The sequence below is a fragment of the Arthrobacter antioxidans genome, assembly GCF_023100725.1.
Classification (GTDB): Bacteria; Actinomycetota; Actinomycetes; order Actinomycetales; family Micrococcaceae; genus Arthrobacter_D; species Arthrobacter_D antioxidans.
On record NZ_CP095501.1, the window covers coordinates 3,755,041 to 3,781,783 of the forward strand.

Here is a 26,743-nt window from a genome sequence, read left to right on the forward strand (position 1 = left end):
CGGTCAGGTCTCCGTGCTCGTGCGGCTGCGCCCGCCGACCCGATCGGCCGCCTGCCGGAGTCGGTCGACGGTCCGCCGTGCGGCTGCCGGCCCCCTCCGGCGCGCGGCCAGCAGTGACGCCACCGCGGTGTAGCGGCCGGCGTCGAGCGGGATGTCGTAGGTCGTGGGCACCACCACCACGTTCTTCGAGAAGTTCCGCTTGAACGTCGTGACGTTGGCCAGTGACGGGTAGTTCTCGCTCTCGATGCCGGTGAGGCCGCACGCGGTGTTCCCCCCGGCCTTGAGCGCCCTGAACGCCTCCCACAGCAGCAGGTAGGGGGCGAAGGTGTTGCGTGCCGCGAGGGTACTGCCGGCGAAGTAGTAGACGGCGTGGCCGCGGTACTCCGTGGTGATGAGCCAGCTCAGGGGCCTCCCGGCACGGTACGCGACGAGGAGGCGGAGGTGGTCGCCGAGTACGGTCAGCAGGGTCTCGTAGTAGGACGAGTCGAAGGACTGGAAGCCGTCGCGTTCCGCGGTCTCCTGCAGGATCGGGTACAGCTCGGTCGCGAAGACCTGCTTCCATTCGCTGCGCGGAATATGTTTGATCTCGATGCCGTTGCGTTGGGCCCGCCGGATGCTGTTGCGTGCGTTCGGCCGGAAACTCTTCAGCAGGTCCGCCTCGGACGGCGTGAGGTCGACGACGATCTCCCGCTCGTACCAGCCGTGCTCGATCGGACCGGCAGCGGGGGCCTGCGGGGTGGCGACCTGCAGGCGGACATAGAGCGGGTGCACCGTCGGGTGGTCCCGGAACTGCCGGCGCACGGTCTCCATCAACAGGCGCTCCGCCGCGGGGGTCCGCTCCGCGAACCAGACCGGTCCGTTGACCACGACGACGGATTCCCGGAAGCGACGGACCACGTGGACGTAACTGGCGGTCGCGACGAGCGTGCCCGCTGCATCCCGGTACGCCCAGATGCCCAGCGGCGTGCGCCCGAGGGCCCGCTCGAAGTCGACCCAATCGGGCGTCTGCTCGAGCGGGATCACCACCACGGGGTGCGCGGCGGCGATGGCGTCGAAGGCCTGCCGGTCGAGCGGGCTGTAGGTCAGGAGTGCTTCGTTCACTGGGGGTCTCTCACTGGAGGTCTGCTCGGGTCGATGATCGGGCGCGCTGCGGATCGGGAGTGCCGGCCGACCGGGGTCCGTCACCGTCGGCCGACGCGGTGAGGGTTGCGTCCGCGCGGTCCTGCAAGCCTATCGGAGCAGCGCGCACGGAGGGCTCCGCCGTCCGCAGCCCCTCCGACGGCCCCCGACGGGGCGAGGATCCCCGGGTTCCCAGGGTGAACCGGTCGCGCGCCCCGTCGAACGGGCCACCCTGGGGGTCGTCGATGCCGCCACGCCGCACCACATCGCCGCGTGGCGCGAGGATCTCCGCGACGACCACCCCCATGACGTATGCCGTAGCAAGCATATGAGCGAGGACCGCCCAGGAGTACGTGCCGAGTCCCAGGTTGTTCGCGGCGGCGCCCCCGCTCGTCATGCCCCCGAGATACAGCCAGACCGCCGCCCAGTGGAGGACCTCCACGAACTGCCAGGCGAGGACCACCCGCCATCGGGGAACCGCGAGTGCCACGAGCGGCACGAGCCACAGGGCGTACTGGGGCGAGTACACCTTGTTGCAGAGGATGAACGCGCCCACGATGAGCAGGGCCAGTTGGGCGAGCCGGGGCCTGCGCTGCGCCCGCAGCGCGAGGACCGCGATGCCGGCGCAGGCGAGGACGAACAGGACGGCGGCACCCGTGTTGATGGCGCCCGGTGTGAGGATGGCGACGCCTGCCTGCCGCGCCAGCGCGTTGTAGACGTACCAACCCGAGGAGAATCCGGCGTCGCGCGTCTCCGAGAAGGTGAGGAAATAGCCCCAGCCTGCCGGATCACGCAGCAGGAACGGCAGGTTCACGGCGAGCCAGGCCGCGAGCGCGCCGGCCGCCGCACCGAGGAAGGGACGGTAGCGCCCCGTCCGGATCGCCAGGGCCAGCACCGCCCCGAGAACCAGGACCGGGTAGAGCTTCACCGCGGCGCCGAGCCCCCAGAGGATCCCGGCCAGGACCGGCCGGTCGCGCGCGAATGCCAGCATTCCGGAGGCCGCGAGGAGCACGGCCCAGAGATCCCAGTTGATGGTGCCGGCCAGGATGATGACCGGCGCCGTGGCCACGACGGCCGCGTCCCAAGGGCGCCGTCCTGCGAGTCGGAGGGTCGCGAGGACCGTCAGGATCCACACCCCGGCGAGGAGCACGGCGTTGACGTCGAAATAGAGGCGGGAGGCCGTCGCGGCGTCCGCGCCGCCCGCGACCACCTCCACGAGCACCGCGGTGCCCGAGGCGAGCAGCCCGAGCAGCACCGGGTACTCGAAGAGTGCGCCGGGGGTGATGAACGGCAGGACGCCCTCCCCGAGACCCCGGCTCCGGTAGAGCTCGGTCCAGTCGGAGTAGCAGGCGCGGTAGAAGTAGTCCGGGGAGGACCATCCCTGGATCCGGCACGGGTTCTTGACGACGACGGCCAGGACGGCCGAGCAGACGGTCAGGAGGATCAGCACCCGCTCCACCGTGAACCAGCCCGGCGAGATCCGGCCGGGGTCGGTGCGTCGTCCGAGCGGGCCCCCGACGCCCTCGACCAGGGGCCGCAGCGCCGGATCGGACCGGCTCGGGACGCTGATGCGGTAGGGGCCGCGCCTGCCCGTGCCCGAGGTCATCCCCCGAGCCTAGCCGCCCCGCACCCGGCGGACGGGCAGCGCTCCGGGCACGCGATCGGGGGCGGGGACCGGATCGAGGAATGAGGCGGCAGCCGCCCGCGTTGGAAACTGAACGTACACTGGCATTCCCTGCCGACCGCGCCCGGGGCGACGACGGCCGGGGCATATTCAACTGGCTTTCGAGGAGAACTGTGGGACAGAACCCCATTCGCGTGGCAATTATTGGAGTCGGCAACTGTGCCGCGTCGCTGGTCCAGGGCGTGCACTACTACCGCGACGCGGATGCGGCAGGTGCCATTCCCGGCCTGATGCACGTCGAGTTCGGCAAGTACCACGTGGGTGACGTGCAGTTCGTGGCGGCATTCGACGTCGACGGCAAGAAGGTGGGCCACGACCTCGCCGAGGCCATCGGTGCCAGCGAGAACAACACGATCAAGATCGCCGACGTGCCGCCCACCGGCGTCATCGTCCAGCGCGGTCATACCCTGGACGGCCTCGGCAAGTACTACCGCGAGACCATCGTGGAGTCGGACGAGGAGCCCGTCGACATCGTGGCGCAGCTCAAGGCCTCCAAGGCCGATGTCCTGGTCTGCTACCTGCCCGTCGGCTCGGAGCACGCCGCGAAGTACTACGCGCAGTGCGCCATCGACGCGGGCGTCGCGTTCGTCAACGCCCTCCCCGTCTTCATCGCCGGCACCAAGGAGTGGGCGGACAAGTTCACCGAGGCCGGTATCCCGATCATCGGCGACGACATCAAGAGCCAGATCGGCGCCACGATCACCCACCGTGTCATGGCGAAGCTGTTCGAGGACCGCGGCGTCACGCTCGACCGCACCTACCAGCTGAACGTCGGCGGCAACATGGACTTCAAGAACATGCTCGAGCGCGACCGCCTCGAGTCGAAGAAGATCTCCAAGACCCAGGCCGTCACCTCGAACGTCAAGGCCGAGCTGCGGGCCAATGACGTCCACATCGGCCCCTCGGACTACGTCGCCTGGCTCGACGACCGCAAGTGGGCCTTCGTGCGCCTCGAGGGCCGCAACTTCGGTGACGCCCCCGTGTCACTCGAGTACAAGCTCGAGGTCTGGGACTCCCCGAACTCGGCCGGGGTCATCATCGACGCCATCCGCGCGGCGAAGATCGCCCTGGATCGTGGGATCGGCGGACCAATCCTCTCGGCGTCGAGCTACTTCATGAAGTCGCCGCCGGAGCAGTACGCGGACGACATCGCGCACGAGAAGGTCGAGGCCTTCATCCGCGGCGACATCGAACGCTAGCCGGCATCACGGGAGGCCGGGACGGATCGCCGTCCCGGCCTCCTGCGCGTTCCGGCCCGTTCCCGGGGCAGAAACGGGTACTAGAACAGCCCGACGGCGTTGCCGTCGGCATCCACGTCCATCCGGAGCGCGGCCGGCTCCTTCGGTAGTCCGGGCATCGTCATCACGGAGCCGGTGAGCGCGACGATGAACCCGGCGCCGGTCTTGGGGATGAGGTCCCTGACGTGCACGGTGAAGCCCTTGGGTGCGCCGAGCACGCTCGCGTCGTCCGAGAACGAGTACTGGGTCTTCGCCATGCACACGGGCAGCCCCGACCACCCGTTCGCCTCGATCTCCTTCAGCCGGCGCAGGGCCGGGACCGAGAACTCGACGCCGTCCGCGCCATACATCTCCTGCACGATGGTGCGGATCTTCTCCTGGACGGGGAGGTCGAGCGGGTAGAGGTGGGAGAAGGCGACGGGCCGCTCGAGGGCGGCCAGGACCTCGGCCGCGAGCTCGTCCCCGCCGGGGCCGCCGCCGCCCTGGCCCCACACGTCGGCGATGGCGGCGGCGATCCCCTCCCCGGCACACCAGGAGAGCAGCCAGTCGAGCTCCTCCGGCGAGTCGGTGCCGAACCTGTTGATGGCGACGACGGGCCGGATCCCGAATTTCTCGATGTTCCGCACGTGGCGGAGGAGGTTCGCCGTCCCATCCCGGAGCGCATCGGCGTCGGGCGTCGCGAGGTCCGCCTGGGCCACCCCGCCGTGCATCTTGAGGGCGCGGACCGTCGCGACGATCACGACGGCGTCGGGTGCGAGATCCGCGGCCCGCGCCTTGATGTCCATGAACTTCTCGGCACCGAGGTCCGCGCCGAAGCCGGCCTCGGTGACGACGATGTCCGCGAGGCGGCGCGCCGTCCGGGTGGCGATGACCGAGTTGCAGCCGTGCGCGATGTTCGCGAAGGGACCGCCGTGCACGAGGGCCGGTGTGCCGGCGATGGTCTGCACGAGGTTCGGCTTGAGGGCGTCCTTGAGCAGCAGCGCCAGGGCACCCTCCACCTGCAGGTCGCGGACGGTCAGCGGCCGGCGGTCGTAGGTGTAGCCGAAGGTGATGTCCGCCAGGCGTTCCTTCAGGTCCGCCGGGTCGGCGGCCAGGCAGAAGACGGCCATGATCTCGGAGGCCACGGTGATGTCGAAGCCGTCCTGGCGGGGCGTTCCCTGCATGGGCCCCCCGAGGCCGATGACCACTTCGCGAAGTGCGCGGTCGTTGACGTCCAGGACCCGCTTGAACGTGATGCGCCGCGGATCGATGCCGAGCTCGTTGCCCTGGTGGATGTGGTTGTCGATCAGCGCCGCCAGCGCGTTGTTCGCGGAGGTGATGGCATGGAAGTCACCCGTGAAGTGCAGGTTGATCTCGTCCATCGGCAGCACCTGCGAGTAGCCACCGCCGGTCGCGCCGCCCTTCATGCCGAGCACGGGGCCGAGGGACGGTTCACGCAGGGCGATCATCACCCGCTGCCCCGCCCGGGCGAGCGAATCCGCGAGCCCCACCGTGCAGGTGGACTTCCCCTCCCCGGCGGGGGTGGGACTCATGGCGCTGACCAGGACCACCTTGCCGGGGGTACGGCCGTCCTCGGGCAACAGGCGCGGGTCGATCTTCGCCTTGTACCGGCCGTGGAACTCGAGGGCTTCCCGCGGGATCCCGGCCGCATCGGAGATGTCCTCGATGGGCCTGACCGCGGCGGCGCGGGCAATCTCAAGATCGCTCATGCAGCCAACCTATCAGCGCGCCGGGATCAGGCCCGCGGAAGCCCGGCCCGCCCGAGGACGTAGTCGATGAGGGGTTCGTACAGTCCCGGGGTCACATTGTCGTCGAGCGGGACGGCGACGTCGAGCTGGCCCTGCGCCTCCGAGACGAACAGCCCGGGGTCGTTGCAGTCCGCGAAGCCGACGGTGGGCAGCCCGGCATTCGCCGCATGGCCTGCCCACCCGTGATCGGCCACGACGAGATCCGGGAGGTCGTGTCCGGCAGCGGTGAGCGTGTCGAGGCTCAGGCGCATGGGCTCGGGGAAGTGCGTGTGCATGAGGCCGCCGTGCTGATGCCAGACGAGCACACCGAACACCTGGCGGATGTCGCCGGCGCCGAAGACGCGCCCCTCCGGGACCCGCACCACCGTGGCACCCGCGGCGGCCACCGCCCGGGCGAAGGCCGCGTGGACGGGGAGCAGGCCCGCCGGGTGGCCTGTCGCGAAGAGGATCCGCTCCCGCCGGCGGGCCGACTCCCCCAGCCGGTCGGCGAACCGGTCGAGGGCGGCGACGCACTTCCCGGCGTCGATGGTGTCCTGGCCCTCCGTGTGGTCCCGGTCGGGGCTCGTCCCCACACGCTCGTGCATGAGGTCGAAGACGTCGTCATAGGTCCAGTCGCGGGTGTGTTCCACCCCGAACTCGAGGTGCTCGTTGCGCTCGAGGAAGAGCCGCATGTGCTTCAGGTTGTCCTGCCGCGGCGTGGCCACCAGGCCGGTGATGCGAACGGAATCGAGGTATGCGGCGAGCTCGGCGGGATTCACGCTTCCATCCTAGGTTCCCGGGCGGGGCTTCAGCGGGCGGTCGCCGCGGGGAACCGCTCGACGGCGGTGCGATAGCTCTGCGCCGTCAGCAGGGCCGTACGCTGCCAGCCGAACGCCAGCGCATGGGTGGCGGCCCCCCGGCCCAGTGTCTCCTTCAGGTGGACGTCGTCGTGCAACCGTTCGAGCACGTCCGCCCAGTGGGTCGCGGAGTGGCCGTTCACGAGGAGGCCGCTGCGCCCGTCGCTGACGGCCTGCGGCAGCCCGCCGACGTTGGCGGCGACCACGGGGGTTCCGCAGGCCTGCGCCTCCAGCGCCACGAGGCCGAAGGATTCACTGAAGGACGGCATGACCACAGCATCCGCGGAACGGAACCACTGGGCGAGGTGGGAGGCGGTCACGGGCGGGTAGAGGCGCACGTCCCGGGTGAGGCCGGCGGCGTCGATGAGGGGCTGCAGGGCCAGCGCCTCGGCACCGCTTCCCGCGCCGAGGATGCTGACGGCGAGCGGGATGTCCGGCCGGCGGCGCCGGAGTTCCGCGGCCGCGGCGACGAGGACCTGCGGACCCTTCAGCTTCTGGATCCTCCCGGCGAACACCACATGGAACTGCTCCGGCGGGAACGCCAGTGCAGCGCGCGCAGCGGCCCTGTCACCCGGGTTGAACGTCGAGAGATCCACGCCGGGAGCCACGACGTCGACCCGGTCCGGGTCGGCGCCGTAGAGCGAGATGAGCTCGGACGCCTCGGTGCTCGTGTTCGCGATCAGGCGGGCCACCCCCTCGACGACCGCCTCCTCACCGGCGATCCGATCCGCCGGTTCCGGGGCGCTGAGTGCCTTCATGCGCAGGTTCTTGACCTTCGCCATCGTGTGCATGGAGTGGATCAGGGGGAGGTTCATCTCCCGGCTGAGCGTGAGACCCACGAGTCCGGAGACCCAGTAGTGGGAATGCAGGACGTCGAAATGACCATCCGCGAGGAGATCGGCCACATCGGTGATCGCGTCGGCGAAGGTGTCCGTCAGGCCCGGGAGGTCTTCCTTCGGGATGCGGCGGCGGGGCCCGGCGTCGAGGTGGTGGACCACGACGCCGTCGGCGAGCACCTCACGCCGCGGGCGTCCCTCACCCGCCTCCCGGGTGAAGATCTCGACGTCGATCCCGACGCCGGCGAGCTCGAGGGCCGTGCTCCTGACGTACACGTTCATGCCGCCCGCGTCCCCCGTGCCGGGCTGCTCGAGCGGCGAGGTATGCAGGGACAGCATGGCCACGCGCCTGACGCCGGACACACCATCTCCCTTCCGACCGGCGGGGGAAGACCGGTCGCATAACCTTCCGACCCTATAACGCCGCGTCCGCACCCCCCATTCCGTGAACCGGCGGCACCCTGCCGGTCGCCGACCACATCCGGGATCGCTGATCTGATCGCCGGCTGCGGTCGGCGCGGCCCGGCCCGCACGTCACTTGATGTACGTGGTGTGCTGGGGCAGCGTGAACCGCTGCGACGCCTCCCAGGGGTCACGGGGCCGATCGGCCCAGATCTGTCCCCACACGGACAGGCTGTTCCTCCATCTCCTCAGCATGCGCCGCACCTCCTTCCTGCGGTGGAAACCGGGCATCGGACGGGACGGGGCACCCGGGAGGTCCACTCCCGGACCGGCGTCCGGGAGTGGGGTCAGCGATCCGCCCATGATGAATTCGCCGGAGGCGGGAAATGGTACGGAGGGATTGTCGGTGAATTGGTCGGGAATGGGCCGGGAATCGGGCATGACGGACTTTCGGCAGGACGGAATTCGGCAGGTACGAGCCACGAAGGGCATTACCGGAAAAGAATGGGACGAGGAAGCCGCGCACGGGCACGGGAATGGGGATGGTGCTGGTCGACCGGCTACCGCCGGTGCGCTGGCTTCCTAATGGCGACGGGTGACGAAGGCGGGATCGGTGCGGCGGGCAAAGGCTCCGCCGAGCATGGTATTCACGATCTCCACCTCCATTCCGTCGAGTGACCTGCAGTCATGCGGCCACGGGTTCCCTCGCTGCTCGAGGTACGAACTGTTCTCCCGAGCTACGAACTGCTCAAGAGTACGAAATGTTCGAGTTGGGAAGACCCAATGGCACGTGAATAAAGCTACCGTATGGAATATGCGCAGGGATAGCCCTTCGGATGAATTGGTCCGGATATTTTCGGGGAGAGGTGGACATCGGGTGTCGGGACCGCCGGCCGCGAGCTCACGCATCGTACAGATCGATGCCCTGAGGGGATTCGCCCTCTTCGGGATCCTCATGGTCAATGTGTGGTTCTTCGCCGACTCGTCCCACCTGGCGGGAGGTCAGGATCCTTCCACCTCATCACGGGCGGACCTCGTCATCCGGTTCGCCGTCGTGACGTTCTTCGAGGGCAAGTTCTACCTGCTGTTCGCGCTGCTGTTCGGCTACGGATCCGTCGTGCTAGCAGCGGCGTCCGGCAGGAACCCGGCACGCCTCGTGGCACGGCGCCTCGTCTTCCTCGGGGTCCTCGGCGTCGTTCACGGGCTGATCCTGTTCTACGGCGACATCCTCCTCACCTACGCGCTGGCAGGAGCGATCCTGCTCGCTGCCGGGTCCCTCGCGCCGCGCGCGCGCCTCGGTCTCGCGATCGGCATCACGCTGGGGATGGCCCTGCTCCTCGTCACCGTGGCGGCGCTCGTGCTCGTCGGCGGTGCGGCCGGCGCCGCCGGCGCGCCGATCGCACCGACGGCGTCCCCTGCCGCCGCACTGGCCGCCAATGCGGCGACCTACGGTGTCGTTCTTCCCTCCGTCGTGTTCTTCCAGGGGCCGCTCGCCCTCGCGGCCTTCCTCGCGGGCTCCGCCCTGGCGATGCTGGGCGTCCTCCGGCCGGCGGTGCCCGACCGCGCCGTGCTGTGGCGCGTCGTCGTCCTCGCCCTCCCCCTCGGGCTGGCCGGCGCGGCGTACTCGGCCTACCTCGACGTGTGGGCCGGCGGCAGTGCGGTGCCGCTCCTGGCCACCGGGATCTCGGTCGTGGCATCCCCGTTCGTGACCGTGGGCTACGCCGCGTCCCTCCTGCTGGTGCTGGGCTCACGCGCCGGACGAGCCGTCACCGCGGTGCTCGCCCCGACCGGGCGCCTGTCACTGAGCAACTACCTCGCCCAGTCCGCCGTGCTGTGCCTCGTCTTCACCGGGTACGGGTTCGGCCTGATGGACCGCCTCCCGGCCACGCTCGTGGTCCTGGTCGTCGTCGTGCTCTTCGCCGGGCAGGCTGCTGCCAGCCGCCTCATCCTCGCGAGGTACCGGACCGGACCGCTCGAATGGGCCCTCCGGAGCTTCGCCCGCCGGGCGCCGCGGCAGGGGCCGGGGCCCGACGGCGCGTAGATCTGTCGACCTAGAGGTTCCAGTGCACGATGGCGGGCGTGTGCTTGTCCCAGCCGAGCGCGCAGACCGCGGCGGTGCCGAGGACGAACCGCCGGCCCTCGATGCCGCCGAACTGCAGCCAGCGGGCCGCGACGATCCGCAGGAAGTGGCCGTGTGCCACGAGCAGCGCGTTCTGCACGGGCGTCGCCCCGGGGTCGTCGTCGGCGGCAGTGCCGCATCCCGCCTGGACGCGGGCGATGACGCGATCCGCCCGCTCCGCCACCTGGTCCAGGGTCTCGCCGTGCGGTGCGCCGTCGTTCCAGATCAGGTAGTCGGGGTTCTCCGCGCGGACCGTCGCACTGTTCAGCCCCTCGTTGTCGCCGTAGTCCCACTCGTGGGCATAGGGCAGCACCTCGGCGTCGGGGAACCCCGCGAGTTCGGCCGTGCGGACCGCGCGCTGCAGGGGCGAAGTCACCACGAGGTCGAAATCGATGCCCTGGAGGTGCTCGCGCGCGGCGAGCGCCTGCTCCTCCCCGTATCCGGTCAGGGGGAGATCGGTCAGGCCCGTGTAGCGGCCGTCCCTGGACCATTCCGTCTCGCCGTGCCGGAGCAGCCACAGGCGGGGCAGGGGTGTCCCGGACGGGGTGAGGTCCGGTGCTGCGGCGCCTGACAACGGCTTCATGGGGTGCTCTCCTGGGATTCGGGCTGCTCGCTCCACCACTGGCGGAGTTTGGTCTGGGCGGCGGCGGGGTCCTGCGGGCCGTGTTCCATGCGTTCCTCGAGGAGGAAGCGGTAGGCGCGACCCACCACGGGGCCGGGGCGGACCCCGAGCAGCGCCATGATCTGCTCGCCGTCGAGGTCGGGGCGGATCGACGCCAGCTCCTCCTGATCGGCGAGCGCGGCGATCCTCGCCTCGAGATCGTCGTAGGCGAACGCCAGCCGTTCGGCCTTGCGCCGGTTGCGGGTGGTGACGTCGGAGCGGGTGAGGCGGTGGAGCCGCTCGAGGAGGGGGCCGGCGTCGCTCACGTAGCGGCGGACCGCCGAATCGCTCCAACCTGCCTCGCCGTAGCCGTAGAACCGCATATGCAGCTCCACGAGACGCGCGACGGCCTTGATGGTGTCGTTGTCGAACCTCAGCGCCCGCAGCCTCTTCGCGGCGAGCTTCGCGCCGACGGCGTCGTGGTGCCGGAAGCTGACCGCGCCTCCGGGCTCGAACTTCCGGGTGGCGGGCTTGCCGATGTCGTGCAGGAGGGCGGCGAGCCGCAGGACGACGTCGGGCCCCGGAACGGGGCCGTCCTCGCCCGACTCGAGGGAACACGCCTGGCGCAGGACGGTGAGGGAATGCTGGTAGACGTCCTTGTGGCGGTGGTGCTCGTCCGTCTCCAGCCGCAGGGCGGAGACCTCCGGCATCACGTGCTCCGCGAGCCCGGTCTCCACCATGAGGTCGATCCCGGCGTCGGGCGCCGTGCCCTGGAGGAGCTTGACCAGTTCGTCCCGCACGCGCTCGGCGGAGATGATCGAGATCCTCTCGGACATGTGCGTCATCGCCTCCGTCACCTCCGGGGCGAGAACCATACCCAACTGGGAGACGAAGCGCGCGGCGCGCATCATGCGCAGCGGGTCGTCGGAGAACGACGACGACGGCGTGCCGGGAGTGCGGAGGACTCCCGCGTGCAGGTCCCGGACACCGCCGAACGGGTCGACGAGTTCGAGGGACGGCAGCCTGAGGGCCATGGCGTTGATCGTGAAGTCGCGGCGCTCGAGGTCGTCGTCGAGGTTCGTGCCGAAGGCGACCGTGGGGTTCCTCGACGACGGGTCGTACGCTTCTGCGCGGTACGTGGTGATCTCGATCTGGTAGCCGTCCTTGCGGAGGCCGATCGTGCCGAACGCCCGGCCCATCTCCCAGTACGCGTCCGCCCAGCGCCTGACGACCGCGAGGGTCTGGTCCGGGTCGGCGTCCGTGGTGAAGTCCAGATCGGGCGACACCCTGCCGAGGAAGAGATCGCGCACCGGCCCCCCGACGAGCGAGAGCTCATGGCCCGCGGCGTCGAAGAGCCCGCCGACCTCGAGGACAACGGAGGGGAGGGGTGCGGTGAGGGTCGAAGTGTCCAGCAGGTGCGCCATAGTCTCTCAAGGGTGCCAGATCAGCACCCGTTTCCCACACCGGGGACCGGGCCGCACGATGCCGTGACACTGCCGCGGAAACGGGCAGGCCGGGGGTCGGGTCGTCGTCGCCCCGTTCCAAAGATCGTTAGAGTGGTCTGCATGGACCGACCCGTTCCAAGTGCTCCGAAGCGCACCCCGTTGACAGTGTCAATGGGAACCACGGGTATGCCTGCCGTGCAGCACCAGTTGCCCACGGTGGAGGAGGTGTCCGCGGGCGGCATCGTCGTCGATGCGTCGAAGGAGACCCTCGACGTCGCCATCATCGCCCGCCTCAACCGCGGAGGACGCCTCGAGTGGTGCCTGCCCAAGGGCCACCCCGAGGGCTCGGAGAACAACGAGGAAGCGGCCGTCCGGGAGATCGCCGAGGAGACGGGTATCGAGGGCAGGATCGTCTCCGCGCTCGGCAGCATCGACTACTGGTTCACGGTCAGCGGCCACCGCGTGCACAAGACCGTCCACCACTACCTCCTGATCAGTACCGGCGGCTACCTCACCATCGAGAACGATCCCGATCATGAGGCCGTCGACGTCGCCTGGGTGCCCCTGCAGGACCTCGGCCGCCGCCTGTCCTTCCCCAATGAACGGCGGATCGCCGACCTCGCCCGCGAGGTCCTGCCCGAGCACCTCTGAGTCCGGCCGGCGACCAGCCCGAGCGGGTCGCGGCGCGCCGTCGCCGTCCCATCGGTGAGACGATGGGGAGCGATGTCTGACACGAACACAGCCTCGGTACCCACGCAGGACCCCGGTCACCCGGTCCGCGACGATCCCTCGGCGCCGCGCGGCGGCTCCACCGTCCGGTCGAGTGCGATCATGGCCGCCGGCACCCTCGTCTCCCGGATCCTCGGCCTGGTCCGCGTGGCGCTGCTGGCGACGGCGATCGGCGCTGCGGGTCAGGTCTCGGACCTCTTCACCTCGGCCAACAACCTCCCCAACTTCCTCTACCTGATGCTGGCCGGGGGTGTGTTCAATGCCGTCCTGGTGCCCCAGATCATCCGCGCCAGCAAGCAGGCGGACCGGGGCGCGGACTTCGTCAGCCGGCTCCTCACGCTCGCCGCCGTCGTCCTGCTCGTGCTCACCGTGCTCGTCACCCTCGCCGCGCCGGTCATCGTCGGCGTGACCACGAACTTCACGGGAGCGAATCTCGCTCTCACGACGGCCTTCGCCTTCTGGTGCCTTCCACAGATCTTCTTCTACGGTATCTACGCGGTAACCGGTCAGATCCTCAACGCCAACGGGTCGTTCGGCCCGTACATGTGGGCTCCCGTGGTCAACAACGTCGTGTCCATCGCCTTCCTGGTGGTCTTCATCGCCCTCATGGGGGGCGAGCAGGCGGAACGGCACCAGCCGGAGACGTGGACCATGGAGCAGACGGTGCTGCTGGCCGGTGGGACCACGCTCGGCATCGTGATCCAGGCGCTCGTGATGTTCATCCCGCTGAAGCGCCTGAACCTGGGCCTGCGGCCGAAGTTCGGGATCCGCGGCACGGGCCTCGGGCGGACCGGGAAGCTCGCCTCGGTGACGATCCTGACGATGCTCATCGGCAACGGCCTCTATCTCGTGAACCTGAAGATCGCCACGATCGCCTCCGACGCCCGGCCGCGGCTCCTCGCACAGGATCCGCCCGTGCAGATCGCGGGGTGGACCAACCTCGAGTTCGCTGCGATGGTGTACCAGCTGCCGCACGCGGTGATCGCGCTGTCCCTGGCCACGGTCATGTTCAACCAGCTGTCCTCAGCGCATGCTGACGGCGATCTCCCCACCGTCCGGGCCACCCTGTCCCAGGGTCTGCGCATCATCGGAGTCGCGACCGTGTTCGGCGCTGCCACCCTGCTCACCTTCGCCGGACCCCTCGGCATGCTGTTCAGCGAGTCACCGGAGAGTGCGGCCATCAACGGGGTGATCATCGCGATCCTCGCCGTGGGCGCCCCGTTCCTCAGTGCCAACTTCTTCCTCAACCGCGTCTTCTACGCGAGCGAGGACGTCAGGACGCCGCTGAAGATCCAGATCATCCTGTCCGCCGTAGGGGTCAGCCTCGCCCTCGTCGCGGGTACGTTCGATCCGCGGCTGATCGTACCGATGCTGGCCGTCGCCTACTCGCTGGGCAACGCGATCGCCGTCGTCGTCAGCCATCTGTTCCTCACCCGCAAGATCGGCTCCTACGGCGCCGGACACGTCTTCGACGTCCATGTCCGCCTCACCCTGGCCGGGATCGTGGCGGCGATCGCGGGGACCGCACTGTGCTGGGCGTTCGGAGGGTACAGCGCGGACGGCTTCCTCTGGCAGTCGAAACTGAACGCCATCGTCGTGCTCGCGATCGGCGGCGTCCTCATGCTGGCCGTGTACCTCGTCATGCTGAAAATGCTGCGCGTCACCGAACTCACCGAACTCACGGGCCCGATATTCGCTCGATTCCGCCGGAGCGGCGGCTGACCCACCAGCCCGGGAATGGGACGACCGACCGGTAGCATGGGTAAAAATCAGCCAGGGTTTCCGGGGAGGAACACGTGCCAGAAGCAGTAGACGTCGGTTCAGTGCTGGGTGGCCGTTACAAGGTGACCGCCTACGTGCTGGCATCTGCTGAGAAGGATCTCGTGCTCGACGGCGTCGACCAGGTCCTCAACCGGGCCGTCAGCATCCTCGTCGCCTCGGCCGGCAATGCCTCGCAGGTGGCCACGAGCGCCCGGGAACTGGCCACGGGGGACCGCAACGGGAACATCCAGGTCCTCGACCTCGGCATCACCGATTCCGGCACCTACCTGGTGACCAACCGCGCACCTGCCGCCGACATGCTCGACCTGATCGTCCAGCAGGACGCCCCGGCCCACGACGCGCCGTACATCGAACCGTTCTTCACCGACACGCTCGGCTCCGAGATCTTCGGCCGACCGCGTTCCACGGAACCCGAGACCTACGACGACGACGACCACTACGACGAGGACGACGCCAGGCCCCAGCGCCCCTCGCGGTTGTCCGGCCTGACGCAGCGTTTCAGTCGACGAGGTCCCGGGAACCAACAGCAGGACGACACCTCGGATCTCGAGCCCGTCACAGCCGAGCCGACCGCCGCGCAGCCCCTGGCCGAGCAGCGGTCGTCCTCGCATCGCGTTCCCCCGCCGCCGAACCGGCGGCCGGGCGGGACGTCGGCCGCAGGTTCGGCGGGGTCGCATGATGGGGACGGCCCGGAACGCCTGGACCCCGCCGCCGTGGCGGCCGGCGCCGCAGCAGGAGCATCGAGCGTCGGCGCCACGTCCGCCGCTGGAACTGCTTCCGCCAGTGGGGCACAGAAGGCCGCGCGGCCGGCCTCGAGGTTCCCGTTGTCCGCGTACAACGACGACGACGACGCGCACACCGGCGATTCCGGTGATTCCGGTGATTCCGGTGATTCCGACGAGTACGACACGGAGCAGGCGGACCGCGACGACTACGACGACAGCGACGGCGGCGGGCGGAAGTTCACCCGCGTCCTCGTCGGCGTGGTGCTCACCGTCGTCCTGGTGGTCGCCGTCGTCCTGGCAACGACGCACCTCGGGTCGGTGTTCAGCGGAAGCCGGCCCGTCGCGGACGACGCTCCCGTCCCGTCCACGAGCGCACCCGCCGAGGCCCCGACGACGGCTCCGGCCACTCCCTCGGCGGAGCCGACCCCTGCGGCGGTGGCTCCCGTGATCACGGGCATCACCCGACTCGTACCGGACAACCCCGGGCTCGACGCCGGCAATGACCGGACACTGCCGCTGATCATCGACGGGAACCCTGCGACCTTCTGGGGCAATCAGGTCTACGCCAGTGACACCTTCGGAGGCCTCGCCACGAATCTCGCGCTCGTCGTCGAACTGGAAGAGGAGTCCACCATCACGCAGGTCACCATCGACCAGTTGAACGCGGCGGGCGGCACCTTCTCCGTCCTGGTGAACGACCAGCCCACGCTCGACGGCGCGGAGCAGATCGCCCAGGGGGGCTTCACCGCGCCGACGGCGAACCTGCCCATCCCCGCCGGCCCGGACGGTCCCGTCACGGGACGGTACGTGATCATCAATTTCACGCAGCTGCCTCGGCTCTCCAACATCCAGGCCCAGTTCCCGTTCGGGCTCAGGATCGCCGAGATCGAGGTCGGCTGATCCCCTGCGGCGCGTGCTCCGCGATCCTGTGGAGCACGCATCGGAGCGAGCCCGGGCACCCTTCCCCCGCGGAATAACCGCACCAGCGGTTCCGTTGTGGGAGGTGTCCCCCGAGAACGCCCGGCACGGCCGTATCAGCGCAGGAACAGACAGGAAGGTCTTCCGAACACGTGACAACGCACACCGATGTCCAGCTGGAAACACCCACGGCGGATCCTTCCGGCGGTGAACACAAGATCCACGACGTCATCATCGTCGGGTCCGGGCCGTCCGGCTACACCGCCGCGGTCTACACCGCCCGGGCCAACCTCAAGCCCCTCATGATCGCCAGTTCCGTCAAGGCCGGCGGGGAACTCATGAACACCACCGACGTCGAGAACTTCCCCGGTTTCCCGGAGGGTGTCATGGGCCCCGAGCTCATGGAACAGTTCGAACAGCAGGCCCGCCGGTTCGGTACCGAGATCCTCTACGAGGACGTGGTCTCCGCACAACTCTCCGGTGACATCAAGAAGCTCACCATCGCCACGGGCGAGGAGTTCTTCGCACGGGCGGTCATCATCTCGACCGGTTCCGAATACCGCGAGATCGGCCTCGACGACGAGAAGCGGCTGTCAGGGCACGGCGTGAGCTGGTGTGCAACCTGCGACGGTTTCTTCTTCCGGGACCAGGACATCGCCGTGGTCGGTGGTGGTGACTCCGCCATGGAAGAGGCTCTGTTCCTGACGAAGTTCGCGCGCTCCGTCACAGTCATCCACCGCCGCGACAGCCTCCGCGCGTCGAAGATCATGCAGGATCGGGCCTTCGCCCACGAGAAGATCCGCTTCCTCTGGAACTCCGAGGTGGTCGGGATCCACGGTGCCGACAAGGTCACCGGGGTGAAGGTCGCGAGCACCATCGACGGCTCGACCAGCGACGTCGACGTCACCGGCATCTTCGTCGCGATCGGGAACGACCCGCGCGTGGACCTCGTCAAGGACCAGCTCCAGCTGACCAGCGAGGGCACCATCGCCGTCCAGGGCCGCACGTCGAAGACCTCGCTGCCCGGTGTGTTCGCCGCCGGTGATGTCATCGATCCGACCTACCGCCAGGCGATCACCGCGTCAGGCAGCGGCTGCGTCGCAGCCCTCGACGTGGAGCACTATCTGGCCGACACGGTCAGCGGAGCCCTCACGGCCGCCAGGGTCCCCACCCCTCCGGCCGAAGCGGTCTCCGAATCAGCCACTCTCTGATCGATCAACTACGCAAGGAGCAACACAATGAGCAACGCAAAGGATGTGACCGACGCGTCTTTCGACGCTGACGTCCTGCAGGCCACCAAGCCCGTCATCGTGGACTTCTGGGCCGAGTGGTGCGGCCCCTGCCGCATGCTGTCGCCGATCCTCGACGACATCGCAGCAGAGCACAGCGAGAAGATCGACGTCGTCAAGGTCAACGTCGACGACAACCCGGGTATTGCTGCCAAGTACGGCATCACGTCGATTCCCGCGGTGTACGTCTTCAAGGGTGGCGAGGTCGCAGCGACCTCCATCGGCGCCAAGCCGAAGCAGGTCCTCGAGCAGGAATTCGCGGCGTTCATCAACTGATCGCCCAGTAGGTGGAGGGGCCCGTCGGATCGATCCGACGGGCCCCTTTCTACGTGTCCGGCGTGAGGAGATTCTTTCTCCGGATCCGCTGGTCACTCCCAGCCACATGGCAGCCCTCCCTCGACCCGGGGATCCCTCGTTATAACCCAGGGCCGATGCGGCTCATGGATCGGCCACGGGAGGTCCTCCTGCCGCAGGTACAGCAGCGAAGGATCCCGGGTCATGCGACACCGGTCGCTGAGATGTCGCGGCCTTCGGAGTCCACTCGATGGCCTCACGTGACGGTCTTGCTCGATGGGGTCGCCCGACGGGTGTCGAACGGCCCTGGCCCGCCCCTGGGACCCGCCCCCCGCATACCGTTTCACGTGAAACAGTCGGACTCGACCTCATAGAACCCGGCAATCGTCTTCAATAGTTTGATTTCTATTCCAACAACCGGCTGCCGATGCCTGGAGGGCTGCAGACGGTCGAGTGTCGCGAAGATGCCGCTCCGCGATCCGAACGACACGACCTGGCGCACCCTCTGTCACCGTGCATCAGGTGATTCAATGCCCCACGGGTTAGTGGGCGCCAGGCCCGGTCTCAGTCCGGATCGGCTCCGTTCCCGACGTCGCATCGGCTTCGACGCCCGGCGCCGGTGCCGGTGCCGGATCGGCGTCGATGCGGGTTGCGAGACCCGCTCCCGCGCCGGCCGGTCCCCATTCCAGCTCTTGGTCGCGAACCGGCTTCCTCCATGCCATTGCTGACGGTGAACTGCAGGGCCTTCGACCCGGCCGGGTGTTTCACGTGAAACAGCATTCAGGTGGAAAAGCGGATGGCCTACATCTCCTGGCAGGCACTTCTCCCACGCGCAGTCGACGGGCCTCCACACCTGAAGTGCCCCTTAACCGCATGTGTACGCCTTATCGAGCCGAACCCGGCGGTTTCCGTACCGACAGCCGCTTGGTCGGTGCGCCGGTCGAGATCCAGGGCTGATCGCCGAGACAAAGGTGGCATCCGGAGGATCATGCGCAATCGCACATCCTCTGTGCGCTCTACCGGCGGCCCCCGGGCTGGAGTCGACCAGGACCGGCTGATCCTCCGAACGGACGCGTTCGCTCACCGGGGGTGAACGACAGACGCCGATCCCGAAACCGGGTACCAGTCTACGGACGCCTTCGAACGAGCTGACGACTTATGAAGGGTTGCCCGGAAATTAGAAACTCAATTCGACCGATTACCATTGATTCATCGTCGTGATGCCGACCGGAACCAGCATGTGGAGAGCCTTGGAGGACCTCGAAGGAAGATGTCGATGCAGCACTGGACAGTTGGCCTACCTATCGCGAGTGATTGTACAGTCGCTTCAGCTCCTCGTGACCGCACCACGGAGCCGCTCTTCACGGGAGGCCTGCCGCCCGTCCGTCGTACAGTCCACGCTCCACCAGCGCCGTGGCGCCTCATTGCCCCATGCCTGGGGACAGGCACTGATTCACGCGGCCTGCCCATCCAGGTTTCACGTGAAACACTCTCCTCCGTGCCGGTTCGATGTTTCACATGAAACATCGAACTCAGCTCCCTTGCTGTAGGATGACCGCGGGCCTCCACCTGCGCCGTGTGGCACTCCATGGGCGTCTTGCGGTAGTCCTACTGCCTCGCCGCACCGTCGCGGACAGCGAACGGGTGGACTTCCGGACCACGGGGCCGCACGGCTCGCCGTCAGGCTCCGGCGCGCAGCACGCGCAATCTCGACCGCAGCAGACAGATGCTGCCGGCCCGCATGTCGACAGTTCTTCCTGCCTGCCGCCGTCCAGCACCCCGACCACCACAAGCGATCGACCACCCTATGGTGTCACGGACCTTAGGGCTGTGTTTCACGTGAAACGTTCTTCCTTGCGCGTGGAGCTCGCCGCACATGCTGCGTCGCAGTTACGCAACACGCCCGCAGAACGACGCCCCATTGCGCTTGAGCCACGACCATCGAGTAGGCCTGCACCCAGTCCTGGCCGCGGCCATGACCATCATCGATATCGGGTGTCCTACTGCTCGTCCGAACGGCTCGTCACCTGGTGTCGTGAGTATGTCCACCGACCCTAGGCGCGGTTGTAAGACCATAGCGCCCGGTGCGCCTCCGGTCCATGCGCAGAACCCGAAGGCACCTTATCGCCGCCTGACGGCGCTGCAGCTGCCAACAGTTGGACGGTTTCACGTGAAACATGGCCACACAAGCCCTCCAGGGAGACAGGTAGTAGGGCCCCGGACTCGATGCAGCCGACATGAGAGCACGCACTACAACTACGCAGCGTTTGAAGCACGTCACTTGCCTGCCGCATCCAGAATGACGGGAATCCCACATCCCTCCGTCGGTGCACCTTTCCCACGGACGTTGTCGCCGATGGGCCGAAGTCTCACCTGGGCCATCGAGCAACAGCACCCGCAAGTCGTGATCGTCCGCCGGTAGAGACAGCTTTTTGCGGGTAAATCACGTGGAAACATTGCCAAGACGCCGCCGATCCGCGGAAAAGACAAAAAGGGGGCCTGTTTCACGTGAAACAGGCCCCCTTGGGAGTCGCTCATGCTGCTGGAAGGCGTCAGTCGTTCGTGGGAGACAGCACGCCGATGATCCTGTTGAGATCATCGACGCTCGCGAACTCGATACTCACGCGGCCCTTCTTTGCGCCCAGTGTGATCTTCACACTGGTATCGAGCCGGTCGGACAGAGACGTGGCAAGGTAATCCAGGCGCTCATGGCGTGCGCCATCCCTGGGAGTGGAGGGCTTGCTTGCCCGTCGCAGCCCGCCGCTCAGGGCCACGATCTCCTCTGTGGATCTGACCGACAATCCCTCGGCGACGATCCTTTGCGCCAGCTTCTCCATTTCCGCAGGTTCCGCGAGGCCGAGCAGGGCACGCGCGTGCCCCGCTGAGAGGATCCCCGCAGCCACGCGGCGCTGAACGAGGGGTGGGAGCTTCATCAACCGAAGAGTATTGGAAATCTGGGGGCGGGAGCGACCGAGCCGACCGGCCAGCTCGTCATGCGAACATCCGAAGTCGTCGAGCAGCTGCTGGTAGGCAGCGGCCTCTTCCAGGGGATTGAGGGCACTCCTGTGAAGATTCTCGAGCAGGGCGTCCCGGAGAAGGTCGTCGTCCAGCGTCGACCGGATGATCGCGGGGATGGTCTCCATCCCTGCTTCGCGTGACGCCCGCAGGCGCCGCTCGCCCATGACCAGCTCGTAAGGAGCGTCCCCTACTTCCTTCGACGGGCGCACCACCACCGGCTGCAACACGCCGATCTCGCGGATCGAGTGGACCAACTCCGCGAGTTCATCGGCGTTGAACTCGGTACGGGGCTGCTTGCGGTTCGGGTGGATGCTGTCGAGCGCCAGGTCGGCGAACGTTGCACCGGGCACCTCCACGAGTTCACCTTCTGCACGCGCTGCACCACTGGCCGGCGCCGGGGCCGGGGCGGGCTTCTCGCTTGTTTCACGTGAAACGCCGACCGACGAGTCCTGCGTGGCAGCGCCAGGATCAGCGGTCGTGTCATCGACCGCAGGAGGAACGACCACGGCACCCCGCCGGCTGGGAAGGCCTGCAGACTCCTCCGTGCTGTCCTGCCGAGTATCTGTCCCGCCGGAAGGCCGCACGTCCGTCGCGTCGTCTCCGGAGGAGAGGACATCCAGCGCCGGGTCCAGGTCACCCGTTCTGCGGGATCGAGGGGCGTCCTCGACCGCGTGCGCCGCATTCTCCACGGCGTCCTCGGCGGCGGCGGCGTCCTCCTTACCGGGCGACTTTGCTCCGCGCGAGGATTCGGCGGTGCCGGTCGGTTTTCTCGACGATGTCTTCGCAACCCGTTTGGTTTGCGCGTCGAGGACGTTTTTGTTGATTCCGCTGCGGAGGGCCGACGAGTACGATCGCGGCTGCTCTGCCACGTCGTCCTCGGTGACACGCTCGAAGAAGAGGTCCACCGGCCGTCCCCCCTGCTTCCGGGACATGGGGGCGTCGTCCGGCTCGCGGGCCGCGCGCTTCTCAGGCGCCCGCTCGCGCTCGATCGTCTCGGGGGTCTCCTCAGCTGGGGCACTGGGGATCAGGGCGCCCAGTCCCCGGCCCAGGCCACGCCGCTTTTCCGCCATGTCATTCCTTCCACGATTCGGAGCGAAGCTCCGGCTCTACGTCTTGCGGGCCCAGCGGACCGTTGATCGGCCGTTATCAGGACCGCGAAGCGATCTCAGCCGCGGCTTCCTGGTAGGAGAGGGCACCACTGGATGAGGGGTCGTACGTCATGACGGTCTGCTGGTAACTCGGTGCCTCCGAGATCCTGACGGAACGCGGGACCACCGCCTTCAGCACCTGCTGGGGGAAGTGCTCGCGTACTTCCGCCGCCACCTGGGCCGCAAGATTCGTGCGTCCGTCGTACATCGTGAGGAGGATCGTCGAGACCGAGAGATCGGCGTTGAGGTGCTTCTGGATCATCTCGATGTTCTTCAGGAGCTGGCTGAGCCCTTCGAGCGCGTAGTACTCGCACTGAATGGGGATGAGGACTTCCTTGGCGGCTACGAACGCGTTGACCGTCAGCAGTCCCAGGCTGGGCGGGCAGTCGATGAAGACGAAGTCCAGCCGCGGTTCACCCTTCTCCTGGCGCTGCTTGGCGTACACCTCGATGGCACGGCGCAGACGCTGCTCGCGGGCGACGAGGGAGACCAGCTCGATCTCCGCACCGGCCAGGTGGATCGTGGCCGGTGCGCAGATGAGATTCGGTACGTCCGGGCACGCAGCGACGACATCACCCAGCGGGACGTCGTCGATGAGGACGTCGTAGATCGAGTCCACATCGGCATGGTGATCGATGTTCAGGGCGGTCGATGCGTTGCCCTGGGGGTCGATGTCGATCACCAGCACTTGCAGGCCGGCTGTTGCGAGGGCGGCGGCGATGTTGACCGTCGTCGTGGTCTTGCCCACCCCGCCCTTCTGGTTGCTGATCGTCATGATCCGCGTGCTCTTCGGTCGGGGGAGCTCTTTGCCCAGGAGCTTCTCGCGGCGTCTGGTTTCGCTCGCGAGTTCGCGCCCCAGGGGCGAGGAGTCATCCATCGCCTCCATCACGCTGTTGCCCTTCACCGGCTTCTTCGTCGCAGGGGAGCCGACGGAGTCCGACGCGTGAGTCGTGGTTTCACGTGAAACAAGCACTCCGGTATTTGCCGGATCTGAAAACTGTCCCGGTTGTATTTCGCGCAATCCGACGGTAAGAGGGCGTCCGGGAGCCAGCAATGGCTCGGACTTCTTCGCGGGGGCGTCCTTGATGGTCACTCAGTAGCTCACTCTCACATGCCAGACGTCGTTATCTACAAGGGTAACGGGATAACCCGTGCCGCACGGGACGGTGACACCACGGGGGCGGGCGGAAGATCAGGCAGGACGGACCGGGATCCGCACAACCGTCGTGGGCTCCTCCAGGACGTCCGCGCCGGCCGTGACGATCTCCGCCGATCCTCCGCCGAGCTTCCGGATCACTTTACGGGCCTTGTCGATCTCCTCGCCGGCACTCCGTCCCTTGATCGCGAGGACCTGGCCTCCGGCCCTCGTCAGGGGGATCGTCCACCCGGCGAGGGTGGAGAGAGCGGACACCGCACGCGCAGTCACGTAGTCGCCGTGCAGGATGCCCGCCATCTCCTCGGCGCGCGCCCGGTGCACCGTCACGTTGCCCAGGGCGAGATCGTCCACGACTTCCTTCAACCAGATGACGCGCCGCTCGAGCGGCTCGACCAGATCGAGGTGCAGGTCCGGTCGCGCGATCGCGATCGCCAGCCCGGGCAACCCGGCGCCGCTGCCGACATCGACGACCGAGGCATCAGCCTCCATGAGTTCTGCCACGACGGCGCAGTTCAGGACATGACGCCCCCAGAGACGAGGCACCTCCCTCGGCCCCAACAACCCGCGTTCGATACCTGACGAGGCCAGATGAGCCACGAAACCGCGGGCCAGTCCGAGCCGGTCACCGAAGACGGTTGAAGCCGCGGTCAGCTCCCCGGCCGTCGGTTCGGGGGCTCCGGCATCCGTACGGGCAGGATCAGTCATCGCTGGGGGAGATCACGATGTGCCGCGCCTGTCCCTCACCCTCGGACTCGCTGAGGAAGCCGAGATCGGCGACGACGTCGTGCACGATCTTCCGCTCGTAGGCTGACATCGGCGTCAATGCCATGTCCTCCCCGGTCTCCTTGACCTTCTCGACGGCGTCCTGCGCGATCTTCGTCAGCTCACGCCCGCGCCGGTCCCGGTAGCCGTCCACGTCCAGGACCAGCCGCGACCGCGCGTCGGTCGCGGTCAGCACGCTGAGCCGTGTCAGCTCCTGCAGGGCCTCGAGCACCTCGCCGTCGCGCCCGACGAGGGAGCTGAGCCCGGTGTCGGATGCATCCTCGGACACGATCGAGATGTACGTGCGGCCGCTGCGGACCTCGATGTCGATGTCTCCGTCGATATCCGCGATGTCGAGCAGTTCCTCGAGGTAGTCCGCCGCGACGTCACCCTCCTCGTCGAGGCGTGATGCCTTGCTCGCCGGGGTGGCCGCGACGTCGTCGTCGGGCTCCGGTTCGTGGCCGGCGGTCTGTTCTTCGTTGTCTACCGTCATCGCCTCTTCCTCTTCTTGCGCTGGGGCTGAACACGCTGGCCTCGGGGCTCCGGCACCGTCTCCGCGACCGGCTCGGTCTTCCGCTCCCCGAGCAGCGGGGCCACAGGCAGGCCCTTCTTGGCGCGCCGGTCCGCGAGGGCCTTGGCGGCGGGCGATCCCGGAGTGGGCATCCTGCGGATGACGTAGAACTGCTGCGCCATGGTCCACACGTTGGTCGTGGTCCAGTAGACCAGCACACCGATGGGGAAGTTGATGCCACCGATGCCGAACACCAGCGGGAGGATGTAGAGCATGATCTTCTGCTGACGCATGAACGGGCTCTGCATGGCCTCTTCGGACATGTTCTTCGCCATGATCTGCTTCTGCGTGATGAACTGCGACGCCGTCATGGCGATGATCATGACCACGGAGAGGATGATGACGCTGATGTTCCCGTCGGCGCCGAAGCTGCCGAGGAATGTCGACGAGAGGGGGGCGCCGAAGATCGTCGCATCATCGAACTGCCGGACGGACTCCGGCGACAACGCACCGATTCCCTCGTTGTCCTCGCTGGCCCGCGAGATCCCGTTGAGCACGGTGAAGAGGGCGAAGAAAAACGGCATCTGGATCAGGATCGGCAGACATGCGGCGAACGGATTCGTCCCGTGCTTCTTGTACAGGGCCATCTGTTCCTGCGTCATCGCCTGACGCGAGAGCTGGTCCGTCTTCCCCTTGTACTTCTGCTGCAGCTTGCGCAGGTCGGGCTGGAGCGCCTGCATACCGCGCTGCGCCTTGATCTGCTTGACGAAGACCGGGATGAGTGCGGCGCGGATGACGACGACGAGGCCGATGATCGACAGCACCCAGGTCCACCCGGATGCGGGATTCATTCCGAGGAACGTGAAGCCCTCGTGGAACATGAACATGATCCACGACACGAGCCACCTGAACGGTGTCAGGATCGTCTCAAAAAAACCCATAATCAGTCTGCTCCTCGGGCCGCGGGGCGGCTTTCGTCATCGGCCGGAATCACCGGGTGGTTCAACACAACTATCGCTGGCACGTTCCCCTCGCGGAAACGCCTGCCACCCGGCGGGACGTGATCCACACCGCCGGCGTTCCAGGGGTGGCATCGCATCAGTCGCCTGGAGGCGAGCCATATTCCGCGCAGGAATCCATGGACGGTCACGGCTTCGAGGGCATACGCCGAGCAGCTCGGGTAGAACCGGCACACCGGCCCGTACAACGGAGAGACGACCTTCCGGTACGCAATCAGGAAGCCGATCACCGTCAGGCGTGGGATCCCGACGACGAAGGCCAGCACTCGGAGAGCGACCTCACTCACGATACTCCGCCCTGCCTTCCCGGTGGTTCCAGGCCCCCAGCTTCCGGGCGACCGTGGACACACAGCTCGCGAAATCCTTGGTCAGGGCCGGCCAGTCACTCTCGGCGGACGCCGGTAGAGCGCGGACGACGAAGTCGTACCCGCGAGGATTCGCGTCGACCCACTCCGCCGCCAGGTGGCGCAGCCTCCGTTTAACGAGGTTGCGTGTGACAGCGTTCCCCACGTTCTTGCCGACGATGAATCCGACCCTCGACGGGGCGGTCTCCGTGGTCCTTGCGCCGTATAGCACAACGTTCCGGCGCCCTGATCGGGCGCCGGAACGTACGGTACGTGCAAAATCCGCTGCCGTTCTCACTCGGTGGATCATCGGGAGCATGGGGCTGACCTGATCCTCGCTGAAGGAGGGAAGCCCATGCCGACGCGATCATCCGAAGGATGCATGGCGAGGGAGGAACCGCTTATGCCGAGAGTTCGGTACGGCCCTTGCCGCGGCGCGCCGACAGGATGGCACGACCAGCGCGGGTGCGCATGCGAAGACGGAAACCATGCTTCTTGGCACGGCGGCGGTTATTCGGCTGAAAAGTCCGCTTGCTCACTGTAGTTACTCCAGAACGATCTTGAGATGCGTCCGGCCCATTGCAACAAGGGGGAAGAACAGACTGACGCGATGAAGGTGTACATCCGACATTCGCGGGAAGAGCTGTCACATCCCGAGGCCTCTTAGTACCCGGGAACACCTGTGATGGCATGCGAAATGCAGACATGTTGGACTACATAACGGTAGGGGACAGCGTCGACGGGCGTCAAACTCGTGGCGGACGACCGGCTGGGAGCCGGCGCACAGCCTGTGGACGAGTTTTCCACCGCCCTGTGGACAACCGGGACTCGAATCACCCTACACGCACCCCCGCCGTGCTCGCCCACCACACCTCACAGGGGCCCGCGACCCGCGCCAGTCCGCTATCTTCTGTACTTTTCATCCTCTAGTCTTGCCTCTGGTCCGTTTATCCACGCCATGTGCACAACTCTGTGGATGACGGACATTTTCGACTGGAAGCACAGCCAAGAGGGGTCTTC

23 protein-coding genes are annotated in these 26,743 nt (G+C 67.5%); 7 read left to right on the forward strand and 16 right to left on the reverse strand.

Features of this window, described 5'->3' with window-relative positions:
• Positions 1 to 3 precede the first annotated feature (3 nt).
• Together MWM45_RS17515 and MWM45_RS17520 are read right to left on the reverse strand one after the other, a co-directional pair.
• Positions 4 to 1,101, reverse strand: coding sequence for a lipid II:glycine glycyltransferase FemX (locus MWM45_RS17515; protein WP_247827561.1), 1,098 nt, complete (start codon positions 1,099 to 1,101; stop codon positions 4 to 6).
• Between the two features lie 10 nt (positions 1,102 to 1,111).
• The gene (locus MWM45_RS17520) at positions 1,112 to 2,725 is read right to left on the reverse strand and encodes a glycosyltransferase family 87 protein (protein WP_247827562.1); all 1,614 of its coding nucleotides are present in this window, start codon (positions 2,723 to 2,725) and stop codon (positions 1,112 to 1,114) included.
• Positions 2,726 to 2,916: 191 nt separating this feature from the next.
• On the opposite strand from MWM45_RS17520, the gene MWM45_RS17525 reads away from it, so the two are divergent.
• Positions 2,917 to 4,002, forward strand: a complete 1,086-nt coding sequence (locus MWM45_RS17525; RefSeq protein WP_043442636.1) for an inositol-3-phosphate synthase — start codon at positions 2,917 to 2,919, stop codon at positions 4,000 to 4,002.
• Positions 4,003 to 4,082: 80 nt separating this feature from the next.
• Here the strand turns inward: MWM45_RS17525 and MWM45_RS17530 are convergent, their stop codons facing one another.
• The 4 genes from MWM45_RS17530 to MWM45_RS17675 form a co-directional block, all read right to left on the reverse strand.
• Positions 4,083 to 5,750 (reverse strand): formate--tetrahydrofolate ligase, encoded by a 1,668-nt coding sequence (locus MWM45_RS17530; RefSeq protein WP_247827563.1) that lies wholly within the window; start codon positions 5,748 to 5,750, stop codon positions 4,083 to 4,085.
• Between the two features lie 26 nt (positions 5,751 to 5,776).
• Positions 5,777 to 6,547 (reverse strand): phosphatase, encoded by a 771-nt coding sequence (locus MWM45_RS17535; RefSeq protein WP_247827564.1) that lies wholly within the window; start codon positions 6,545 to 6,547, stop codon positions 5,777 to 5,779.
• Positions 6,548 to 6,576: 29 nt separating this feature from the next.
• Positions 6,577 to 7,824: a D-inositol-3-phosphate glycosyltransferase gene (mshA, locus tag MWM45_RS17540; RefSeq protein WP_247827565.1), complete on the reverse strand. Its 1,248-nt coding sequence runs from the start codon at positions 7,822 to 7,824 to the stop codon at positions 6,577 to 6,579.
• A gap of 171 nt (positions 7,825 to 7,995) precedes the next feature.
• A complete protein-coding gene (locus MWM45_RS17675) occupies positions 7,996 to 8,118 on the reverse strand; it encodes a hypothetical protein (protein ID WP_269076564.1) in 123 nt (40 codons plus the stop codon).
• A 622-nt stretch (positions 8,119 to 8,740) separates the two neighbouring features.
• Here MWM45_RS17675 and MWM45_RS17545 point away from each other — a divergent pair.
• Complete coding sequence (locus MWM45_RS17545; protein ID WP_247827566.1) at positions 8,741 to 9,904, forward strand: DUF418 domain-containing protein; 1,164 nt, start codon at positions 8,741 to 8,743, stop codon at positions 9,902 to 9,904.
• Positions 9,905 to 9,914: 10 nt separating this feature from the next.
• On the opposite strand, the gene MWM45_RS17550 is transcribed toward MWM45_RS17545, so the two are convergent.
• Positions 9,915 to 10,565, reverse strand: a complete 651-nt coding sequence (locus MWM45_RS17550; RefSeq protein WP_247827567.1) for a histidine phosphatase family protein — start codon at positions 10,563 to 10,565, stop codon at positions 9,915 to 9,917.
• A complete protein-coding gene (locus MWM45_RS17555; protein WP_247827568.1) occupies positions 10,562 to 12,007 on the reverse strand; it encodes a CCA tRNA nucleotidyltransferase in 1,446 nt (481 codons plus the stop codon). The genes MWM45_RS17550 and MWM45_RS17555 overlap by 4 nt, the downstream gene beginning before the upstream one ends.
• 192 nt (positions 12,008 to 12,199) lie before the next feature.
• Between MWM45_RS17555 and MWM45_RS17560 the strand changes: the two genes are divergently transcribed.
• The 5 genes from MWM45_RS17560 (at position 12,200) to trxA (ending at position 17,747) form a co-directional block, all read left to right on the forward strand.
• Positions 12,200 to 12,679 carry an NUDIX hydrolase gene (locus MWM45_RS17560; protein ID WP_247827569.1) on the forward strand — a complete coding sequence of 160 codons (480 nt, stop codon included), beginning with the start codon at positions 12,200 to 12,202 and terminating at the stop codon, positions 12,677 to 12,679.
• Positions 12,680 to 12,751: 72 nt separating this feature from the next.
• On the forward strand, positions 12,752 to 14,479 hold the full coding sequence (murJ, locus tag MWM45_RS17565; RefSeq protein WP_247827570.1) for a murein biosynthesis integral membrane protein MurJ: 1,728 nt from the start codon (positions 12,752 to 12,754) through the stop codon (positions 14,477 to 14,479).
• A 74-nt stretch (positions 14,480 to 14,553) separates the two neighbouring features.
• A complete protein-coding gene (locus MWM45_RS17570) occupies positions 14,554 to 16,164 on the forward strand; it encodes a discoidin domain-containing protein (RefSeq protein ID WP_247827571.1) in 1,611 nt (536 codons plus the stop codon).
• Between the two features lie 194 nt (positions 16,165 to 16,358).
• Positions 16,359 to 17,393, forward strand: coding sequence for a thioredoxin-disulfide reductase (trxB, locus tag MWM45_RS17575; protein WP_418909779.1), 1,035 nt, complete (start codon positions 16,359 to 16,361; stop codon positions 17,391 to 17,393).
• Between the two features lie 27 nt (positions 17,394 to 17,420).
• The gene (gene trxA, locus MWM45_RS17580; protein ID WP_247827572.1) at positions 17,421 to 17,747 is read left to right on the forward strand and encodes a thioredoxin; all 327 of its coding nucleotides are present in this window, start codon (positions 17,421 to 17,423) and stop codon (positions 17,745 to 17,747) included.
• Positions 17,748 to 20,317: 2,570 nt separating this feature from the next.
• On the opposite strand, the gene MWM45_RS17585 is transcribed toward trxA, so the two are convergent.
• From MWM45_RS17585 to rpmH, 8 genes are all read right to left on the reverse strand, one after another.
• On the reverse strand, positions 20,318 to 21,415 hold the full coding sequence (locus MWM45_RS17585) for a ParB/RepB/Spo0J family partition protein (protein ID WP_336296704.1): 1,098 nt from the start codon (positions 21,413 to 21,415) through the stop codon (positions 20,318 to 20,320).
• Positions 21,416 to 21,929: 514 nt separating this feature from the next.
• Positions 21,930 to 22,817, reverse strand: a complete 888-nt coding sequence (locus tag MWM45_RS17590; RefSeq protein ID WP_082046160.1) for a ParA family protein — start codon at positions 22,815 to 22,817, stop codon at positions 21,930 to 21,932.
• A 306-nt stretch (positions 22,818 to 23,123) separates the two neighbouring features.
• Complete coding sequence (gene rsmG, locus MWM45_RS17595) at positions 23,124 to 23,792, reverse strand: 16S rRNA (guanine(527)-N(7))-methyltransferase RsmG (protein ID WP_247827574.1); 669 nt, start codon at positions 23,790 to 23,792, stop codon at positions 23,124 to 23,126.
• Entirely contained in the window at positions 23,785 to 24,342 is a 558-nt protein-coding gene (locus MWM45_RS17600) for a Jag family protein (RefSeq protein ID WP_247827575.1), read from the reverse strand. Before MWM45_RS17600 ends, rsmG begins: the two co-directional genes overlap by 8 nt.
• Positions 24,339 to 25,301 carry a membrane protein insertase YidC gene (gene yidC, locus MWM45_RS17605; RefSeq protein WP_247827576.1) on the reverse strand — a complete coding sequence of 321 codons (963 nt, stop codon included), beginning with the start codon at positions 25,299 to 25,301 and terminating at the stop codon, positions 24,339 to 24,341. The genes MWM45_RS17600 and yidC overlap by 4 nt, the downstream gene beginning before the upstream one ends.
• A 2-nt stretch (positions 25,302 to 25,303) precedes the next feature.
• Positions 25,304 to 25,729: a membrane protein insertion efficiency factor YidD gene (yidD, locus tag MWM45_RS17610; RefSeq protein ID WP_418909709.1), complete on the reverse strand. Its 426-nt coding sequence runs from the start codon at positions 25,727 to 25,729 to the stop codon at positions 25,304 to 25,306.
• Positions 25,659 to 26,042: a ribonuclease P protein component gene (gene rnpA / locus MWM45_RS17615; protein WP_247827578.1), complete on the reverse strand. Its 384-nt coding sequence runs from the start codon at positions 26,040 to 26,042 to the stop codon at positions 25,659 to 25,661. The genes yidD and rnpA overlap by 71 nt, the downstream gene beginning before the upstream one ends.
• An 82-nt stretch (positions 26,043 to 26,124) precedes the next feature.
• Positions 26,125 to 26,262 carry a 50S ribosomal protein L34 gene (gene rpmH, locus MWM45_RS17620; protein ID WP_022892375.1) on the reverse strand — a complete coding sequence of 46 codons (138 nt, stop codon included), beginning with the start codon at positions 26,260 to 26,262 and terminating at the stop codon, positions 26,125 to 26,127.
• Between the last annotated feature and the right edge of the window lie 481 nt (positions 26,263 to 26,743).